The sequence below is a fragment of the Microbacterium sp. GCS4 genome (genome assembly GCF_001262495.1).
GTDB lineage: Bacteria > Actinomycetota > Actinomycetes > Actinomycetales > Microbacteriaceae > Microbacterium.
Window position 1 is genome coordinate 12,788 of sequence record NZ_LGYE01000003.1, and the last position, 17,530, is coordinate 30,317.

The window sequence follows — 17,530 nt, forward strand, 5'->3', positions numbered from 1 at the left end:
CTTTCGATGAGCTGTGCTGCGAAGAGGCGTGGGCGTACGGTCGATGCTCTATCGCGGTGGATCCGAAATCCGCCGTCCGCGCCGCCACAGCAGCATGTCGAAACGGCCGGGAGCGTCACCCGGGCGTAACCGAAGCAGGCTCAGCCACCCGAAGGCGAGCCGCAGGGGAAACGTGTCCGAAATCGCTCTTGAAGCGCGCAATCTGTACAAGGTGTTCGGGAAGAATCCGACCGCCGCTGCCCGTCGGTTGAAGGCCGGTGAGAGCCGCGCCGACGTCGCCGACAACGGAACCGCTGCCGTCATCGACGCCAGCTTCACCGTGAACCGCGGCGAGATATTCGTCATCATGGGGCTCTCGGGCTCCGGCAAGTCCACCATCATCCGCATGCTCAACGGCCTGCACGAGGCGACCGACGGCTCCGTCCTCGTGGGCGGCGACGCCATCACCGGCATCCCCGGTTCGCGTCTGCGCGAGATCCGCCGCGACCGCGTCTCCATGGTGTTCCAGCACTTCGCCCTGCTGCCGCACCGCACGGTCGCTGCGAACGTCGCCTACCCGCTCGAGCTCAAGGGCGTCGGCAAGGCCGAGCGCCTCGCGAAGGCCGAGGAGATCCTCTCGCTCGTGGGCCTCGAGGGCCAGGCCGACAAGCTGCCCTCCGAACTGTCCGGCGGGATGCAGCAGCGCGTCGGCATCGCCCGCGCGCTCGCCGCCGACTCCGACATCCTGCTCATGGATGAGGCGTTCAGCGCCCTCGACCCGCTCATCCGACGGGAGATGCAGGAGCAGCTGCTCGAACTGCAGGAGAAGCTGCAGAAGACCATCGTGTTCATCACGCACGATCTCAACGAGGCCATGTTCCTCGGAGACCGCATCGCCGTGATGCGCGACGGCCGCATCGTGCAGATCGGCACGCCCGAGGACATCCTCACCGACCCGGCCAACGACTACGTCGAGCAGTTCGTGCAGGACGTCGATCGTGCTCGGGTGCTCACCGCCGCGAACGTCATGGAGCGTCCGCGTCCGGTCGTCGCCGACACCGCCGGCCCCCGTACGGCCCTGCGCCACATGCGGGATGCCTTCATGTCGGCCACGTACGTCACGGGACGCGACCGCAAGCTGCTCGGCATCGTCACCGACCGCGACGCCGTCAAGCTCGTGCGCCAGGGCGTCACCACGCTCGACTCGATCCTCAAGCCCGCGCCGCAGAGCGTGAGCCAGGACGAGGTGCTGATGAACCTCTTCATCCCCTCGGTCGAGTCGCCCCTGCCGCTCGCCGTCGTCGACGCGCAGGGTCGCCTGGTCGGCGTCATCCCCCGCATCACCCTCCTCGCCGCTCTCGGCCCCGGGCCCGGCGCGACCGGCGAGCTCACGCTTCCGCTCCTGCCCATGCCGCAGGCGGAGATCGATGCCGTGCTCGACGACGGCTGGACCGCTGATCCCACCGCCGCGCCGCCGCGAGACGAGACCCCGACCCCGGAGGAGGTGCGCTGATGGACTTCCGCATTCCCCTCGGTTCATGGGTCGCTGCCGGTGTCGACTGGATCAAGACCAACCTCGACGGCCTGCTCGACGTGATCTCCTTCGTCGTGAGCTTCCTCGTCGACGGCCTGACCCGCGCGCTGCTCACCCCGCACTTCGCGGTCATCATCGTGATCGCTGCGCTGATCGCCTGGTTGGTGCGCTCGTGGCAGCTCGCGATCGGCACCGTCGTGTCGTTCACGCTCATCGTCGCGATGGACCTGTGGGTTCCTGCGATGCAGACGCTCGCGCTCGTGCTCGTCGCGGCCGTGATCGCGGTCATCATCGCGGTCCCGCTGGGCATATGGTCGGCCCGCAACGCGACGGTGCGCGCGATCCTGAAGCCGGTCCTCGACTTCATGCAGACGATGCCCGCGTTCGTCTACCTGATCCCCGCGATCGTGTTCTTCAGCATCGGCGTGGTCCCCGGACTCGTCGCGACCGTGATCTTCGCGCTGCCCCCGGGCGTGCGACTCACCGAGCTCGGCATCCGCGGCGTCGACTCCGAGACCGTCGAGGCCGGACAGGCCTTCGGCGCCAAGCCCGGTCAGATCCTCCGCGGCATCCAGCTCCCGCTCGCGATGCCGACGATCCTCGTCGGCGTCAACCAGGTCATCATGCTCGCCCTGTCGATGGCCGTGATCGCCGGCATGGCCGGCGCCGACGGGCTCGGCAAGATCGTCGTCGAGGCGATCTCGACCATCAACATCGCCAAGGGCGTCGAGGCGGGACTGGGCGTCGTGCTCATCGCGGTCTTCCTCGACCGCGTGACCGCCGCGCTCGGATCGCCGTCCGAGAACCGTTCCTCGCTGCTCGGCATCCTGTCGCGTCGCCGTGACCGTCGCCGTCTCGACGACACGGCCGCGTCGATGGCCCGCGAGAACGCGGCCTCCGACACGAAGGATGCTGCGGACGAGGCCGAGCGCATCAAGGCGTCGCCGCGTCGCGCACCCGGCGGCGGCATCGGCTGACTCGACTCATCCCTTCCCATCACACAGCACCCATACGTAACGAGAGTGAGACACACATGAAGAAGAAGCTCCTGACGATCACCGCGCTCGGCGCCGCCGCGACCCTGGCCCTCGCGGGCTGCAGCGGCGACGGCATGGGCGGAACCGGAGGCGGTTCCGGCAGCGGCAGCGAAGGCGGCGGCGACAAGGGCACCATCACGCTGGGGTTCCTGCCCTCGTGGACCGACGGCCTGAGCACCGCTTACCTGCTGCAGGACCAGCTCGAGAAGATCGGCTACACGGTCGAGATGAAGACGCTCACCGAGGCGGGCCCGCTGTACACGGGTCTCGCCCAGGGCGACGTCGACATCTACCCCTCGGCATGGCCCGAGCTGACCCACAAGTCCTACATGGACGAGTACGGCGACGACATCGAGGATCTCGGCGCGTACTACGACAACGCCAAGCTCACGATCGCGGTGCCCGAGTACTCCGAGCTGAACTCGATCGAGGACCTCGCAGGCAAGGGCGCGGAGTTCGACGGCAAGATCATCGGCATCGAGCCGGGCGCAGGCCTCACGGCGCAGACGCAGAAGATGATGCCCGAGTACGGTCTCGACGGCGAGTACGAGCTCGTCACCTCGTCGACCGCCGCGATGCTCACCGAGCTGAAGTCGGCCACCGACGCCGAGCAGGACATCGTCGTGACGCTGTGGCGTCCGTTCTGGGCCAACGACGCCTTCCCGCTGAAGGACCTCGAGGACCCCAAGGGCGCCATGGGCGAGGCCGAGGCACTCCACTTCCTCGGCACGAAGGGCTTCGCGGAGGAGTTCCCCGAGGCTGCCGAGCTGATCGAGAAGATCAAGCTCGACGACGAGCAGTACGGCTCGCTCGAGGACCTCGTCGTCAACGAGTACGGCGAGGGCAAGGAAGCGGATGCTGTCGACGCGTGGCTCGAGGAGCACGGCTCGGACTTCGACTGGGTGGTCAGCTGACCTGACGCCGGGGCACGCCCCCGGTCGTTGAGCGAGCGTAGCGAGACGAAACGCGGTGAGGTTCAGATCGCCTCACCGCGTTTCGTCTCCTCGCTTCGCTCCTCGCTCAACGACCCGCGGTCGTCGCACAACCGTCTTCCCGTGCCGCTGGTCGCGGCGCGCTCGTCGACCCGCAATCCCCTTCGCGACCGAGGCGGCGCGTCGTAGCCTGACTACGTGGACGGGTTCGCGGCGGTCGACTTCGGGTTCGCTCGCGAGGTGTTGCAGCGGGGCATCGCGGCGCTGTACCTCGTGGCGTTCGTGTCGAGCCTGAACCAGTTCCGGCCGCTGCTGGGCGAACGGGGTCTGCTCCCGGCAACCGTGCTGCTCGCGTGGGTCGGCGACAAGCCCTCGCGGCGACGGATGCTGCATCCCACGCTGTTCCTGCGGATCCGTTACACCGACCGGCGTCTGGTTGCGCTGTGCGCGGGCGGCATCGTGGTGTCGGCGCTGCTCGTGGTCGGCGTCCCGCAGCTCGGGCCGCCCTGGGTGCCGATGATCGCGTTCCTCGCGCTGTGGCTCGGGTACATGTCGATCGTCAGCATCGGGCAGACCTTCTACTCCTTCGGCTGGGAGATGCTGTTGCTCGAAGCCGGGTTCCTCGCCGCGTTCCTCGGCTCGCACGACCAGCCGCCGCCGACCGTCGTGATCGTTCTGTTCTGGTGGTTGCTGTTCCGGGTCGAGTTCGGCGCGGGCATGATCAAGATCCGCGGTGGGCGCGAGTGGCGCGATCTCACCGCGCTCATGTACCACCACGAGACGCAGCCGATGCCCGGGCCGCTCAGCAGGTGGGCGCATCTGCTGCCGCGCTGGTTCCACCGCGGGGAGGTCGTCGGCAACCACATCGCGCAGCTCGTCGTGCCGTTCTTCGTGTTCGCGCCGCTGCTGTCGGTGTGGGTGCCGGGCCCGGTGCCGCAGATCGTCGGGACCGTCGCGGCGCTCATCATGATCGCGACGCAGCTGTGGCTCGTCCTGACCGGCAACTTCGCGTGGCTGAACGGGGTGACGATCGTGATCGCCTTCTCGGCGGTGGCTCTCCCAGGCGTCGGGGCGCCCGAGGCCGCGGCCGCGCCGTGGCCCGGCATCCCGCTGTACTGGTTAGTGATCACGGCCGCCGTCGGTGTGCTCGTGATCGCTCTGAGCTGGCCGGCGCTGCGCAATCTGTTCGCGCGACGCCAGCTCATGAACGCGAGCTTCAACCGCTGGCAGATCGGCAACGCCTACGGCGCGTTCGGCACCGTGACGAAGGAACGCGTCGAGATCGTCGTCGAGGGAGCAGCGGATGCCGAGGGCGAGGACTGGCGGGAGTACGGGTTCCGTGGCAAGCCAGGGGACGTGCGCCGGGTGCCGGGGCAGTTCGCGCCGTACCACCTGCGCCTCGACTGGCTGATGTGGTTCCTGCCTCTCGGGCGTTCACTCGACGACTGGTTCACGGTGTTCCTGCTGCGGCTGCTCGAGGCCGATGCTCCGACCCTGGCGCTGCTGCGAACGGATCCGTTCGACGGGGAACCTCCTCGGTGGGTGCGAGCGGTGTCGTATCGCTACCGCTTCGCGACCCGGGCGGAGCGTCGTGCCGACGGTGTGGTCTGGGTGCGAACGCGCCAGCGGGTCGTGCTCGGGCCGCTGTCGTTGCGCTGATCGGCGAGCATCCCACCGACATCCGCTCTGCCCGCCCGGCATCCGCTCTGCCGCACCGCCGCCGAGCGCGGCGAAACGCCCCGGCCGGACGCAGGGTCCGGTCGGAGCGTTCCGCCTCGCTGGGCGAGGTCAAGAGATCTTCTTCTTGTAGGCGATCGTCGCGAACACGTACGCCACGACCAGGATGCCGATGCACCAGGCGAGCGCGACCCAGATGTCGTTCCCGACGGGCTGCTCGGCGAACAGCGCCTGGATCGTGTTCACGATCGACGTGACCGGCTGGTTCTCGGCGAACCAGCGCACCGGTCCCGGCATGGTGTCGGTCGGTACGAACGCCGAGCTGATGAACGGGAGGAAGATCAGCGGATACGAGAACGCGCTCGCTCCGTCGACCGTCTTGGCGCTGAGTCCCGCGATGATCGCGAGCCACGTGAGCGCCAGCGTGAACAGGAGCAGGATGCCGATCGCGCCGAGCCAGGCGAGCACGCCCGCCCCGGTGCGGAACCCCATCGCGAACCCGACCCCGAAGATGATCGCGAGGGTGATGGCGTTCGCGGTGAGCGACGTGAGGACGTGCGCCCACAGGACGCTCGACCGCGCGATCGGCATGGAGTGGAAGCGTTCGAAGATCCCGCTCTGCATGTCGGTGAAGAGTCGGAACGCCGTGTAGGCGATGCCGGACGCGATCGCGATCAGCAGGATGCCGGGGAGCAGGTAGTTCACGTAGTTCTCGGAGCCGGTGCTGGTGCGCAGCGCCCCTCCGAAGACGTACACGAACAGGAGCATCAGCGCGATCGGGGTGACCGCCGTGGTGATGATCGTGTCGGGACTGCGGAAGATGTGCCGCATGGAGCGGCCGGTGAGCGTCGCGGTGTCCGCGGCGAAGTGCGTGCTCATGCTGCGTGTCCTTTCGTTTCGTCTCGCTCCGCTCGCTCAACGACCGAGTCGGACGGGCCGATGAGGGTGAGGAAGATCTCCTCGAGGGTGGGCTGCTTCTCGACGTACTCGACCGTCGCGGGAGGCAGCAGAGCCTTGAGGTCGGCGAGCGTGCCGTTCGCGATGATGCGGCCCTGGTGCAGGATCGCGATGCGGTCGGCGAGCTGTTCGGCCTCGTCGAGGTACTGCGTCGTGAGCAGTACGGTGGTGCCGGAGTCGGCGAGCCGCTTCACGACCTCCCACACCTCGATGCGGGCCTCGGGGTCGAGGCCGGTGGTGGGCTCGTCGAGATAGATGACCTCCGGATGACCCACGAGGCTCATCGCGATGTCGAGGCGACGCCGCATTCCGCCGGAGTACGTGCCGGCTTTGCGGCCGCCGGCATCCGTCAGTCGGAACGTCGCGAGCAACTCGTCGGCGACGTTCCCCGGGTGCGGCAGGTGGCGAAGCTTGGCGACGAGCATGAGGTTCTCGCGTCCGGTGAGGATCTCGTCGACCGCGGCGAATTGCCCGGTGAGGCTGATCGACTCGCGCACCCGCAGAGGCTCTGCGGCGACGTCGTGTCCCTGCACGGCCGCCGTGCCGGCATCCGCTCGCAGCAGTGTGGAGAGGATGCGGACCATGGTGGTCTTGCCGGCGCCGTTCGAGCCGAGCAGGGCGAAGATCGTCCCCTTCTCGACCTCGAAGTCGACTCCGCGCAGCACGGCGACGTCCTTGTAGGACTTCTCGACGCCGCGGACGCTGATGGCGGCGGTTGCGGTGGCGGTCATGATCGGTTCTCCTTCTTCTTCGCATCGTCGACGGCCTCGATGAGGCGCGCGCGCTCCTTGTCGACCCACTGGGTTCCGCCGTAGGCCTCGGCGTAGCTCTCCGCGTACTCGACGGGGTCGTCTCCGACGATGTCGGCGATGGGGGTTCCGTCGACGGCCGCGCGCTCCCAGAGGTCGGCGAGGTCGAGGAAGATCTGCACGAGAGTGTCGCCGTCGGTGATCCCGCCGTAGTACATCGTGTAGCGGTGCTGGGCGTTCGCGACCGTACGGTACGGCTCGGGGAGGGCGTCGATGCGCTTCTTCGCATCGCGGTACTGCTTCTTCTGCTCGAGCGGTCCGGTGATGAGCTCGATCCACTTGGCGGCCATGTCAGTTCTCCTTGTTCGTGGTGTTCGTGATGTTCGTGGTGCTGTTCAGCTGTTCGATGTGCTGCGCGAGGAAGGTCCAGGTGGTCCAGAACTCCTCGAGCTCCTTCGTCCCCGCGGGGTTGAGGGAGTACACCTTGCGGGGCGGCCCCTTCTCGCTCGGGACCTTCTCGACGTCGACGAGCTTCTTCTGCTCGATGCGCACGAGGAGCGCGTAGATCGTGCCCTCGGCGATGTCGGTGAAGCCGCGTTCGCGCAGGCGGGCCGTGATCTCGTAGCCGTAGGCCGGCTGCTCGGCGAGGAGCGCGAGGACGATGCCCTCGAGAGTCCCCTTGAGCATCTCGGTCATCTGCTTGCCCATGAGCTGCTCCCTTCTGTCGGTTGAGTACTCAGTGTTGCTGGGTACCGGTACAAAGTAACACTGAGTACCGGTACTTAGCAACACCGAATACTGGATTGCTTTCGCGGGCCATCCACCGACGCCCCACCTGCGCGCCGACGCCCCACCTGGTCGACGTCGATCAGGTGGGGCGCGGACGCTCAGAGGGGGCGTCGGGATGGAGTGGGGGAGGCGCGGTTCGCGTCAGACCAGGCGGGCGGCGAGCACCTGCGCCTCGAGCAGCGGGAACGTGCGCGACACGGCAGGACGGATGCCGAGGGCGGCACCGGCGAGCAGGTCGGCGAGACGGGCGAGGTCGGATGCGGCGGAGGGCACGTTCCGACCTGCCCGCGCGCGTCGCGTTCACTGTCCGCGCAGAACGCGGGAAGCGGATGCCGTCACAGCCAGCGCTTGTACTTGAACACCCCGTACAGACCGACCGCGAACGCGGCCATCGCGCCGATCGCGAGCGGGTACCCGAACTGCCAGTGCAGTTCGGGCATGGCGTCGAAGTTCATGCCGTAGACCGTGCCGACGAGCGTCGGGGCGAAGATGATCGCCGCCCACGAGGAGATCTTCTTGATCTCGTCGTTCTGCGCGAGTCCGGCCTCGGACTGCCGCCGCGCCACGAGCGCCGACTGTACGGTGAGGGCGTTCTCGAGGATCGCCCGGAACGAGTCGACCTTCTCCTGCACACGGATCACGTGGTCGAGCACGTCGCGGAGCGACCGCTGCAGCTCCTCGTCGATGCGGTACTTGTCGGATCCGCGGCGCAGCCACTGCAGCATCCCCGCGAGCGGGTGCACGGCCCGCTGGAAGCCGATGACCTCGCGCGACAGCTGGTAGATGCGCCGGGAGAGCGCGTCGTCGTCGCTGTCGCCGAACAGCTGGTCCTCGATCTCGTCGATGTCGTTCTCGAGTCCTGCGACGATGGGCTCGTACTCGTCGACGACCTCGTCGAGGATCGCGTACAGCACCGCCTCCGGTCCCATGGCGAGCAGCTCGGGGTTCGACTCCATGCGGCGGCGCACCGCGGCGAGGTTCGGCGACTCGGCGTGCCGGATCGTCACGACGAAGTCGGGTCCGATGAACAGGTGCAGTTCGCCGAACTCGATCGACTCCTCCTTGTCGCGGTAGCGCGCCGGGCGCAGCACCGCGAACAGGGTGTCGCCGTAGCGCTCCACCTTCGACCGCTGGTGCCCCGAGAGCGCGTCTTCGACGGCGAGCGGATGCAGGTCGAACTCGTGCGCGACGGACTCGACCTCCTGCGGGCTCGGCCGGTACAGCCCGATCCAGGCGATGCCGCCGAGGGCGCCGAGCGTGCGCGCGGTCTGGTCGAGGTTCTGCACGGTCTCCACGCGACGTCCGTGGACGTACACGCCGTTGTCGATGAGGGCCATGATGAGGCTCCGTTCTCGCAGGTGCGCGCCGCGAAGGGTCGGCGATGCGCGCAGGATTCGTCAGGGGGCGGAAGACGCCGCCGACGGCTGCGGAGCAGGACGGGTCGGTGCGGAGCCGGAGCTCAACGCACGGAGGCCGTCAGGTGCGACGCAACGAAGGCGGCGTCGCTACTATCACCGGACATCGCCATCACCGCCTCTCGCACCTGGGGATTCGGGCCACTCGACCCGACGAGCCAGTGTACTCCTGCATCCTGGGTGTGTGACGCGTCCGCCCGATTCAGGATGCCGGGATGCCGACGAGCTCGGCGCTCCGCTGCCAGAGGGACTGGGCGAGCGCAGCATCCTCGATCCTGAGGTTCACGCGGCGGGTGTGCACGCGCTCGTCGTAGTACTCGCCCGACTGCCAGGTGTCGCCGGGGGTGCCGTCGATGAACCAGGTGAGGTTCGCGCCGCCCTTCTCGGTGCTGATCGTGAGCAGACGCTTCAGGGGCGTCCGGTAGATCACGCGCATGACGCTCGACGATCCGGCGGCGAAGTTCGAGCGCACGACTCCGGGGTGGAACGCGACGGCGCTGATCCCCTGGCCGTGGAACTTCGCGTGCAGGCTCTTCGTGAACAGCACGTTCGCGAGCTTCGCGTCGCCGTAGGCCTTGTTGGGGCTGAAGCGCCGCCGGTTGTCGAGGTCGTCGACGTCGATGCGTCCGAACAGCCGGTGCGCGACGCTGGAGGTGTTGACGACGGATGCCCGCCCGCGCAGCAGTGACGGCAGCAGCAGGTTCGTGAGCAGGAACGGCGCGAGGTGATTGACCTGGATCGTCTTCTCGTGGCCGTCGACGGTCGGGGTGCGGTCGCCGAAGATGCCGCCCGCGTTGTTCGCCAGCACGTGGATGCCGTCGTCGCCCGCGGCATCCGAGATCGAGGTCGCGAGGGCGCGGACGTCGTCGAGCACGGCGAAGTCGGCCGTGAACCATTCGGCGCCGATGCCCTCCGCGACCGCGCGCGTCTTCTCGGGTGAACGCCCGACCAGGATCAGGCGATGCCCTCCTGCGGCGGCGAGTTCGCGCGCGGAGGCCGCGCCGATGCCGTCGGAGGCGCCGGTGATGACGACGGTCCTGTCGCTCATGCCTCGGCGCCGGGGAACGTTCGCGGCTGCGCGGTCGGCTTCGGCTGCGCGATCGGATTCGGCTCTGCGGCCGGGATTCGCTGCGGCTCGGGTGCCGGGTCGCTCTCGGATGCCGGCGCCGTGGTCGTCGGCTCCGCGGGGAGCTCCCGGGCGACCTGCTTCTCGAGCACCTGCACGGCCTCGTCGCTCAGGAGGATCAGCCCGTCGAGCTCGTCGCGCACGCGCTTGTAGGCCACGTTGCGCTCGGCCTGGGTGGCCGATTCGTCGACCGCGACCTTGAGCAGCTGCTGTGCGCGGTCGAGGCGCTTGCGCTCGGGTTCGCTGAACGTCGTGGTGCGCAGCCGACGGGCATCCTTCTCGGCGATCTCGAAGGCGACCGCGTAGGCGCCGACGGCGTCGAGGTACTCCGTGACCCGCTGCTCGCTCACCTCGGACTCGGCGGATGCCGGGCGCAGGGCGTCGGCGGTCTTCTTGGCGCGCAGGAACGCGGCGACGAGCGGCTGGCGGCCGTCGCTCATGGCGGGGAAGGCGATGAGCTTGGCGACGTCGAGCTCGTAGTCGAGCCAGCGCGCGGTGATCTCGTCGTGCTCGGCGAACAGCCGCTCGAGCAGCGCGTTGGGGGCGACCGGGGCCGCCGTGGTGTCGACGACGGAGGGGCCGATGCGCCTGCCGCCGCCGCGTGCTTCGAGCTGGGCGGTCTTGATCTCGGCCTTGAGCTTCATGGTCTCGAGGCGTCGCTCGTGGCGGCGCTTCGCGCCCCGCTCCCACGCCTTCGCGGCCCCTCCTGCCATCCCCATGATCGGGAAGATGAGCCACCAGAAGCTGCCCGCCCACTGCAGAAACTCTTGCATGATGCGTTCAGCCTACTTCGCGGTTCTCCCCGGGGCACAGCCTCGGAGCCGGCATCCGACACGCCGCGGCACCGAGCGCGATCAGGGCGCGTCGTCCTCTGAGGTCCGAAGCCGTGCTCACCCTTGGGCGGTTCGCGGCGGATCGGGGGTGGCGGAATCGCTGGTCATTGCTATAGTCAACGCTATTGACTTGCAGTTCCGACGGTTGGACGATGATGACCAGACCCCGCACCGCGACACCCGTGACGATCGACTGCGACGGCATCCGGATCGCGGCGGAGACCCGCGGTTCCGGCCCGGCCGTGCTCCTGCTGCACGGCTACCCCGAGACCAAGGCGATGTGGGATGCCGTCGCCGAGGCGCTCGCCGCAGACCACACGGTCGTCGCCGCCGACCTCCGCGGGTACGGCGACTCCGGCAAACCGCGCGACGCCTCGTACGCCAAGCGCGACATGGCCCGGGACCAGCTCCTGCTCATGCGGGAGCTGGGACACGACAGCTTCGCCGTGATCGGCCACGACCGCGGTGGTCGCGTCGGTCACCGCCTGGCCCTCGACCATCCCGAGGTGGTGACCGCGCTCGCGGTGCTCGACATCGTGCCCACGCTGCACATGTTCGAGAACGTCGACCGGGCGATGGCGACCGCGTACTTCCACTGGTTCTTCCTCGCGCGTGACGACGGGATGCCGCAGGCGCTGATCGGCGCCGACCGCGAGACCTGGTTGCGCAGCCGCTTCACGGGGCGCCGCCATGACGGCGATGCGCTGCCCGACGCGTTCGACGAGTACCTGCGCTGCTTCGACCTCGACACCGTGCACGCCTCGAGCGCCGACTACCGTGCAGCCGCGACCGTCGACCTCGAGCACGACCGCGCCGATCGGGGAGCAGGGCGGACGGTCGGATGCCGCACGCTGGCGCTCTGGGGCGCGCACAGTTACGTGGGGCGGAGCTTCGATGTGCTCGCGACCTGGGAGGCGTACGCCCCGGGAGTCGTCGGGCAGGCGATCGAGGCCGACCACTATCTCGCGGAGGAGGCGCCGGACGCCACAGCCTGGGCCCTTCGGGGATTCCTCGCGGAGGTGGGGGCATGAGCGCGCGCGACGTCGACCGACTCGATCAGCTGGTGTCGATCGAGACCCCGACCGGTGACACCGCCGGCCTCGCCGCTGCGCAGGACCTCGTGCGCTCCTGGCTCGCACCGCTCATGGGCGAGGGCGAACTGGAGACCGTCGACGGCGTCACGCACCTGCGCTGGACGGGCGGCGAGGATCCGAGCGTCCTGCTGATCGGACACCTCGACACGGTGTTTCCCGCGGGCACCCTCGCGGAGCGTCCGTTCCGCGTCGACGGCGACCGCGCCACCGGGCCTGGGGTCTTCGACATGAAGGCAGGCATCGTCATCCTCGCCGCGGCCCTCGAGCGGGTCGCGCATCCGGAGCGGGTGGCCGTGCTGCTCACGAGCGACGAGGAGGTCGGGTCGATCACCTCGCGCGCCCTGATCGAGAGGGAGGCCGCGCGGGTCGGCACGGTGCTCGTGCTCGAGCCCAGTCTCGACGGTGCGCTCAAGATCGCCCGCCGCGGGGGCAGCATCTATCGGATCGGGTTCTCGGGACGTGCGGCGCACGCCGGCCTGGAACCCTGGAAGGGGCGCAGCGCGCTCGCCGAGCTCGCGCACCACGTGCTCGCGCTGCCCGATCTCGCCGACGACGAGCGAGGGACGACCGTGAGTCCTACGGTCGCGCAGGCCGGCACGGCGACGAACGTGATCCCCGAGCACGCGGAGCTGCGGGTGGACGTGCGCGCGTGGACCCTCGACGAACTCGAACGCGTCGACGGTCGGATGCAGTCGCTCGGCGCCCACACGCCCGATGTGCGCGTCGACGTGGACGGCGGCATCAACCGGCCTCCCATGGAGGAGACCGTATCGGCGGAACTGCTGGCGTGCGCGCGCCGGGTCGCCGGGCGGCTCGGGCATCCGAAGGTCGAGGCGGTGTCGGCGGGCGGTGCGTCCGACGGCAACTTCACGGCCGCGGTCGGGGCGCGCACGCTCGATGGGCTCGGCCCGCGCGGGGCCGGAGCGCATGCCGACCACGAGTGGGTGTCGCTCTCGTCGATGCACGAGCGGGTCGACCTGCTCGCCGGGATGCTCGACGAGCTCGACGTCGCCTCCCGGGCGTAGCGCGTTTCGTCTCGTCGCCGCGCTCGTCACCCCCCCGCTCGTTGAGCGAGCGAAGCGAGACGAAACGCGTCAGGTCTGTGAGGCGCGTTTCGTCTCGTCGCTGCGCTCCTCGCTCAACGACCGGGGCGACCCCCGGGCGCGTGGCGCTCGATGCTCTCCAGCAGCAGGTCGAGCGCAGTCTCCCAGGCGCGGGGATCGCGGATGCCGGGCAGCGCGTCGCCCGCCCAGGCGATCTCCGGGTATTCGGCGGGGTCGAGCCGGCGGTGATCCATCTGCCAGCTCAGCTCGTCGGCGTCCTGCACGTCGGCCGGCAGCACGCTCAACGCGGCCTCGATGCTGGATGCGGAGCGGATGAGCTGCCCGAGGGCCCGCGCGTAGAGGGCGGCCTGGTCGCGGTCGAAGCCGCCGCGACGCAGCGCTCCGATCGAGTACTCCATGGAGGAGAAGTCCGTCGGGCGCCGCAGCGCCCTCTGCAGGGCGAGCTCGGGGTAGCGCATGTAGTGGTCGTGGATGAGGTGCGCCTGTGACCGCAGATCGGCGAGCCAGTCATCCGTGGCGACCATGGCGCCGCTGTACGAGCGCGTGCGGAGCATGTCGATGAGCGCGAGGAGGAGCTCGTCCTTGTCGCGGAAGTGACGGTAGATCGAGGTCGGGTGGGCGCCGAGCTCCTCGCCGATCGCCTGGAACGTGAGGCGGTCGAGGCCGTCGCGTTCGACGACGCGGTCGGCGGCGGCGACGATGATCTCGCGGCTGAGGGAGTCGCGGGCGCGGCGCGGGCGTGTGCTCTTCGCGGAGGCGGTCGCCTTCTTCGTGCCAGCGGGGCTCGCATCCTTGCGTGTCGCCATCGGGGACTCCGTTCGCAGATCGGCCGGGTCCCGGCCGCAGACATCACGGTACCTCACGTCTGTCAGCGTGTCTGTCAGGGGCGTGGACAACGTCGGAACACTGGCCGATCACGATAGCCACTGTTATAGTCAACGACGTTGGCGAGGTGCGCGCGGCGTACCGTGAGAACGACGAGAAGGAGCAAGGATGCTCGAGGTCCCCGCAGTCCCGTCCGATGAGGCGCTCGAGGCGCGCTTCGCGGTACCGTACGTCCTGACGGTGCGCCCCGTGCCCGGCCCGGCCGACCTCGCCCTGCTCGTCGAGAACCACCCCGACGGCTCCCGGGCCCGCATCTGGCGCGGTCGCGAGGCCCCCGGCGACCTCCTCCCCTTCCCCGTGGGAGTCGGCGCGATCCTCACCTCCGATGCGCAGTGGGTCGTCGATCTCGACGACGGCGGCGGCTCCGAGGTCGGCGGACTCGTCGCGATCGCGGTCGACGGGGCCGAGCGTGTGGCCCTCACGCCCGGCCGCGCCCCCTACGTCCTCCGTGGTCTGGAGTCGTCGTGCGACGGCCGTTCGATCGTTGCGACGGTCGTCGACGAGGAGGGCTTCCACGTGCTCGTGATCCCCGCCGCGCCCTGGGGCGAGCCACGGGTCGTCTACTCGAACCCGGTCGAGGCCTGGTACGGCCAGATCTCGCCCGACGGATCCCTGGTCTCGGTCGACACGACGGCGCACAACCCGGGCATCCGCCGCCCTCTGCTCACGGTGGTCGACGGCGCCACGGGCGAGGAGGTCGCGACGCTCGACGATCTCCCGGCAGGGCCCGTGCGGGGCGTGCGCTTCGCCACGGATGCCGGTGACGACCGCCTCCTGCTGAACACCGAGCGCAGCGGCTTCTCACGGCCCGCGATCTGGAACGTCCGCACGGGCGAGCGCGTCGACTTCGACCTGACCGAGCTGGCGGGCGAGGTGGTCCCGGTCGACTGGCATGCGCCGAGCGGCCGGATCCTCGCGGTGCACGTCGCCGACGGCATCCACCGCCTGATCGAGGTGGATGAGGAGTCGGGCGCCGTGCGCGTCGTCGTCGAGGGCGGCAGCGTCTTCGACCCCGACGTCGCCGACCTGCATCCGTTCCAGTGGGCGTCGTACTACGCGCCGGGTGGCGAGATCCGTGCCGTGCGCTCCACGTGGGACGTCCCCCTGCATGTGGAGGAGATCACGACCGACGGCAGTGCCATCACGCTCATCGAGCCGGCCCCTGTGCCGGCGGGAACGCCGCTCGCCTCGGCCATGGTCGCCAGCGCGGACGGCACGCGCGTGCAACTGTGGTGGGCGCGGCCCGCGCAGGGCGAGCCGCTCGGCACCGTGCTGACGATCCACGGCGGCCCGAACCTCGTGACGGTCGACAGCTACGACCCCTCGGCGCAGGCCTGGCTGGATGCCGGCTTCGCGGTCGCCTCGCTCAACTACCGCGGCTCGGTGACGTTCGGACGGGACTTCCGCGAGGGCTTCTGGGGCGTCGGCGGAGATCGCGAGATCGAAGACGTCGCCGCCGCGATCGGCTTCCTGCGCGAGCAGGGCCTCGCCGACCCGACCACGACGTTCATCACGGGCGCCTCCTACGGCGGCCACATGACGCTGTTGAGCGTGGGTCGGCTCCCCGACTTGTTCGCCGGCGGGCTCGCGCACGTCGCGGTGGCCGAGTGGTCGGCGGCGATCGAGGCCATGAACCCCGCCGTGCGCAGTGTGTGGAGCTCGTGGGTGCCACCGGAGCTCGTGAAGCCGTTCTCGGCCATCACCTACCTCGACGACGTCACGGCATCCGTCTGGATCAACCAGGGCGACGTCGACACCCGCACGCCGATCGTCGGGGTGCAGCGCTACGTCGACGAGCTGAGCGCGCGCGGCGGCGATGTCGTGCTCGACGTCTTCGAGGGAGGGCACGAGCCCACCGGTCTGGAGGCCGCCGCCGTCGACCAGCGCCGCATGCACGAGCTCGCCCGCCGCACCCTCACGGGGGAGCGCTGGGACGCCTGATCCGCGGTGCGCCAGTCAGAGAGAGGCGCACGCTGCACCCTGACGACGTGCTCGCTATCCGCTCGGTCGCCAGTGCTGTGCGAGCGCGTCGGACAGTTCGCGACGGAGTGCGACGACGTCTGCAGAGGCCGTATCGTGCAGCGCCTCGCTGACGATGATGGCGCGGTGCGTGTCGGGGCGGACTGCCGAGAGCGCACTCTGCCGGTTCGTCCACCTGCGGCAATGGGCGTTGCCAGCCTCGTCCAGGAAGATCACCTCGCGCGCCTCGGGGGCTTCTGTCTCGCCGGCGAAGCTCAGATACTTCTCCGAGCCTGTCGCACGGGTGACGGTCAGGTCGCCGGTCACCTGTGAGAGGTCGAAGACGGCGATCGGAATCGCGTACGCGATCGAGACCGCGTTGCAGAGGTCGACGAGCGGATGGATCGCCGGGAGCCGGCCGTCCTTCTTGAAGCGTCGGAGGAGGGCTTCTGACGCGCACCGGTACTGGGTGGGCTTCAATCCCATCTGACTGAATGCGCGTCGCCACGCCGCGATCTCAGGGAACTCGCTTTCGGGCCGGTCGGCGAGACGCGCAGAGGCGCGCTCCAGGAACGGTGCTGCTGTCCTGGTCACGTCGACGCTGGAGGTCACGTCGTCCAGGGTGAGTGTGGCGACGGCGAGCTGAGGGAAGTCGGCGAGCAGGGCCGGGTCGTGGGTGACGCGCATCGGCGACTACCGCGACTCGAAGGCGAGGCGGCCGGCCAGGAGCACGTAGGTGGCGGCGAAGGTGCGACGCAACCACGCCATGACCTTGGGTCGGGTGATCACCTGGTTGCGCATCACGGCGGCGAACACCCCGTACAGCGCGAAGACGACGAACGTCAGACCCATGAACACCAGGCTGAGCCCGACCATGTGCCAGGTGCCGTTGGCCTCGCCAGCGGGCACGAACTGGGGCAGGAAGGCGAAGAAGAAGATCGTCAGCTTCGGGTTGAGCAGGTTGATGAGTATCGCGGTGCGGATGACGCGCCAGAACGACGCCGGCGCCGCGTTCTCGTCGACGTCCATCATCGACTTGTCGCGGAGCGTCTGCCAGGCGAGATAGATCAGATAGGCGACCCCGAGCCACTTGATGGTCTGGAATGCGATCGCGGAGGCGTTCAAGATCGCGGCGAGACCAGTGATCGCAGCGATCATGTGCGGAATGACTCCGAGTGTGCAACCGAATGCGGCAACAATGCCTGCTTTGGTGCCCCGGGAGAGTCCCGCAGCGATGGAGTACACGGCGCCGGTGCCGGGGGTGGCGACCACCACGAGCGTGGTCAGCAGGAATGCAATGCTCATTTCGTCCCCTTGAGAGTCGTTGCCTCCGTACAGTACAGCGTGCCCGAGTCCGTCGGCGTCTGGGTGTTTGTGGATTTCAGCGCTCACCGGAAACGATCGGTGTCGACGGTGTGTCCAATGCCGATGCCCGACGCTCCAGACCCCACGACACCGGCAGGCAGAGCATCTGCCCGTCTCATAGTCACGAACATTGAC

General features: G+C 69.1%; 18 protein-coding genes. 7 read left to right on the plus strand and 11 right to left on the minus strand.

Annotation, left to right across the window (positions count from 1 at the left end):
• Positions 1 to 172 precede the first annotated feature (172 nt).
• The 4 genes from AKH00_RS11880 (at position 173) to AKH00_RS11895 (ending at position 5,141) form a co-directional block, all read left to right on the plus strand.
• Positions 173 to 1,492 carry a quaternary amine ABC transporter ATP-binding protein gene (locus AKH00_RS11880; protein ID WP_050722977.1) on the plus strand — a complete coding sequence of 440 codons (1,320 nt, stop codon included), beginning with the start codon at positions 173 to 175 and terminating at the stop codon, positions 1,490 to 1,492.
• Positions 1,492 to 2,490, plus strand: a complete 999-nt coding sequence (locus AKH00_RS11885; protein ID WP_050722978.1) for an ABC transporter permease — start codon at positions 1,492 to 1,494, stop codon at positions 2,488 to 2,490. The genes AKH00_RS11880 and AKH00_RS11885 overlap by 1 nt, the downstream gene beginning before the upstream one ends.
• A gap of 56 nt (positions 2,491 to 2,546) precedes the next feature.
• Positions 2,547 to 3,464, plus strand: a complete 918-nt coding sequence (locus tag AKH00_RS11890; RefSeq protein WP_050722979.1) for a glycine betaine ABC transporter substrate-binding protein — start codon at positions 2,547 to 2,549, stop codon at positions 3,462 to 3,464.
• A gap of 216 nt (positions 3,465 to 3,680) precedes the next feature.
• A complete protein-coding gene (locus tag AKH00_RS11895; RefSeq protein WP_050722980.1) occupies positions 3,681 to 5,141 on the plus strand; it encodes a lipase maturation factor family protein in 1,461 nt (486 codons plus the stop codon).
• A 129-nt stretch (positions 5,142 to 5,270) separates the two neighbouring features.
• Here AKH00_RS11895 and AKH00_RS11900 read toward each other — a convergent pair whose 3' ends face one another.
• The 8 genes from AKH00_RS11900 to AKH00_RS11930 all read right to left on the minus strand — a co-directional run bounded on the left by AKH00_RS11900 (position 5,271) and on the right by AKH00_RS11930 (position 10,968).
• Positions 5,271 to 6,038, minus strand: coding sequence for an ABC transporter permease (locus AKH00_RS11900; RefSeq protein WP_050722981.1), 768 nt, complete (start codon positions 6,036 to 6,038; stop codon positions 5,271 to 5,273).
• The gene (locus tag AKH00_RS11905; RefSeq protein ID WP_050722982.1) at positions 6,035 to 6,847 is read right to left on the minus strand and encodes an ABC transporter ATP-binding protein; all 813 of its coding nucleotides are present in this window, start codon (positions 6,845 to 6,847) and stop codon (positions 6,035 to 6,037) included. Before AKH00_RS11905 ends, AKH00_RS11900 begins: the two co-directional genes overlap by 4 nt.
• Positions 6,844 to 7,215: a DUF1048 domain-containing protein gene (locus AKH00_RS11910; RefSeq protein WP_050722983.1), complete on the minus strand. Its 372-nt coding sequence runs from the start codon at positions 7,213 to 7,215 to the stop codon at positions 6,844 to 6,846. Before AKH00_RS11910 ends, AKH00_RS11905 begins: the two co-directional genes overlap by 4 nt.
• Position 7,216: 1 nt before the next feature.
• Complete coding sequence (locus AKH00_RS11915) at positions 7,217 to 7,573, minus strand: PadR family transcriptional regulator (protein WP_050722984.1); 357 nt, start codon at positions 7,571 to 7,573, stop codon at positions 7,217 to 7,219.
• A gap of 222 nt (positions 7,574 to 7,795) precedes the next feature.
• Positions 7,796 to 7,927, minus strand: coding sequence for a hypothetical protein (locus AKH00_RS18400; protein WP_268768108.1), 132 nt, complete (start codon positions 7,925 to 7,927; stop codon positions 7,796 to 7,798).
• Positions 7,928 to 7,989: 62 nt separating this feature from the next.
• Positions 7,990 to 8,991 (minus strand): magnesium/cobalt transporter CorA, encoded by a 1,002-nt coding sequence (corA, locus tag AKH00_RS11920; RefSeq protein ID WP_050722985.1) that lies wholly within the window; start codon positions 8,989 to 8,991, stop codon positions 7,990 to 7,992.
• A 280-nt stretch (positions 8,992 to 9,271) separates the two neighbouring features.
• Positions 9,272 to 10,117 (minus strand): SDR family NAD(P)-dependent oxidoreductase, encoded by an 846-nt coding sequence (locus AKH00_RS11925; RefSeq protein WP_050722986.1) that lies wholly within the window; start codon positions 10,115 to 10,117, stop codon positions 9,272 to 9,274.
• A complete protein-coding gene (locus AKH00_RS11930) occupies positions 10,114 to 10,968 on the minus strand; it encodes a hypothetical protein (RefSeq protein WP_082297585.1) in 855 nt (284 codons plus the stop codon). The genes AKH00_RS11925 and AKH00_RS11930 overlap by 4 nt, the downstream gene beginning before the upstream one ends.
• A gap of 212 nt (positions 10,969 to 11,180) precedes the next feature.
• Here AKH00_RS11930 and AKH00_RS11935 point away from each other — a divergent pair, with 212 nt between their 5' ends.
• Positions 11,181 to 12,059 carry an alpha/beta fold hydrolase gene (locus AKH00_RS11935; protein ID WP_082297586.1) on the plus strand — a complete coding sequence of 293 codons (879 nt, stop codon included), beginning with the start codon at positions 11,181 to 11,183 and terminating at the stop codon, positions 12,057 to 12,059.
• Positions 12,056 to 13,147, plus strand: a complete 1,092-nt coding sequence (locus tag AKH00_RS11940; protein ID WP_050722988.1) for a M20 family metallopeptidase — start codon at positions 12,056 to 12,058, stop codon at positions 13,145 to 13,147. Before AKH00_RS11935 ends, AKH00_RS11940 begins: the two co-directional genes overlap by 4 nt.
• Before the next feature lie 113 nt (positions 13,148 to 13,260).
• Here the strand turns inward: AKH00_RS11940 and AKH00_RS11945 are convergent, their stop codons facing one another.
• Positions 13,261 to 13,992: a TetR/AcrR family transcriptional regulator gene (locus tag AKH00_RS11945; protein ID WP_050722989.1), complete on the minus strand. Its 732-nt coding sequence runs from the start codon at positions 13,990 to 13,992 to the stop codon at positions 13,261 to 13,263.
• 187 nt (positions 13,993 to 14,179) lie between these two features.
• Here AKH00_RS11945 and AKH00_RS11950 point away from each other — a divergent pair, with 187 nt between their 5' ends.
• Complete coding sequence (locus AKH00_RS11950; RefSeq protein ID WP_050722990.1) at positions 14,180 to 16,012, plus strand: S9 family peptidase; 1,833 nt, start codon at positions 14,180 to 14,182, stop codon at positions 16,010 to 16,012.
• 54 nt (positions 16,013 to 16,066) lie between these two features.
• On the opposite strand, the gene AKH00_RS11955 is transcribed toward AKH00_RS11950, so the two are convergent.
• Both AKH00_RS11955 and AKH00_RS11960 read right to left on the minus strand, forming a co-directional pair.
• Positions 16,067 to 16,717: a B3/B4 domain-containing protein gene (locus AKH00_RS11955; RefSeq protein ID WP_050722991.1), complete on the minus strand. Its 651-nt coding sequence runs from the start codon at positions 16,715 to 16,717 to the stop codon at positions 16,067 to 16,069.
• Positions 16,718 to 16,723: 6 nt separating this feature from the next.
• Positions 16,724 to 17,335, minus strand: coding sequence for a LysE family translocator (locus AKH00_RS11960; RefSeq protein WP_050722992.1), 612 nt, complete (start codon positions 17,333 to 17,335; stop codon positions 16,724 to 16,726).
• Between the last annotated feature and the right edge of the window lie 195 nt (positions 17,336 to 17,530).

Excerpts from the sequence above, each read along its gene's own strand:
- AKH00_RS11885 (WP_050722978.1), top strand. The coding sequence starts at position 1,492 with ATGGACTTCCGCATTCCCCTCGGTTCATGGGTCGCTGCCGGTGTCGAC.
- AKH00_RS11890 (WP_050722979.1), top strand. The coding sequence starts at position 2,547 with ATGAAGAAGAAGCTCCTGACGATCACCGCGCTCGGCGCCGCCGCGACC.
- AKH00_RS11900 (WP_050722981.1), bottom strand. The coding sequence starts at position 6,038 with ATGAGCACGCACTTCGCCGCGGACACCGCGACGCTCACCGGCCGCTCC.
- AKH00_RS11905 (WP_050722982.1), bottom strand. The coding sequence starts at position 6,847 with ATGACCGCCACCGCAACCGCCGCCATCAGCGTCCGCGGCGTCGAGAAG.
- AKH00_RS11910 (WP_050722983.1), bottom strand. The coding sequence starts at position 7,215 with ATGGCCGCCAAGTGGATCGAGCTCATCACCGGACCGCTCGAGCAGAAG.
- AKH00_RS11915 (WP_050722984.1), bottom strand. The coding sequence starts at position 7,573 with ATGGGCAAGCAGATGACCGAGATGCTCAAGGGGACTCTCGAGGGCATC.
- corA (WP_050722985.1), bottom strand. The coding sequence starts at position 8,991 with ATGGCCCTCATCGACAACGGCGTGTACGTCCACGGACGTCGCGTGGAG.
- AKH00_RS11925 (WP_050722986.1), bottom strand. The coding sequence starts at position 10,117 with ATGAGCGACAGGACCGTCGTCATCACCGGCGCCTCCGACGGCATCGGC.
- AKH00_RS11930 (WP_082297585.1), bottom strand. The coding sequence starts at position 10,968 with ATGCAAGAGTTTCTGCAGTGGGCGGGCAGCTTCTGGTGGCTCATCTTC.
- AKH00_RS11935 (WP_082297586.1), top strand. The coding sequence starts at position 11,181 with ATGATGACCAGACCCCGCACCGCGACACCCGTGACGATCGACTGCGAC.
- AKH00_RS11940 (WP_050722988.1), top strand. The coding sequence starts at position 12,056 with ATGAGCGCGCGCGACGTCGACCGACTCGATCAGCTGGTGTCGATCGAG.
- AKH00_RS11945 (WP_050722989.1), bottom strand. The coding sequence starts at position 13,992 with ATGGCGACACGCAAGGATGCGAGCCCCGCTGGCACGAAGAAGGCGACC.
- AKH00_RS11950 (WP_050722990.1), top strand. The coding sequence starts at position 14,180 with ATGCTCGAGGTCCCCGCAGTCCCGTCCGATGAGGCGCTCGAGGCGCGC.
- AKH00_RS11955 (WP_050722991.1), bottom strand. The coding sequence starts at position 16,717 with ATGCGCGTCACCCACGACCCGGCCCTGCTCGCCGACTTCCCTCAGCTC.
- AKH00_RS11960 (WP_050722992.1), bottom strand. The coding sequence starts at position 17,335 with ATGAGCATTGCATTCCTGCTGACCACGCTCGTGGTGGTCGCCACCCCC.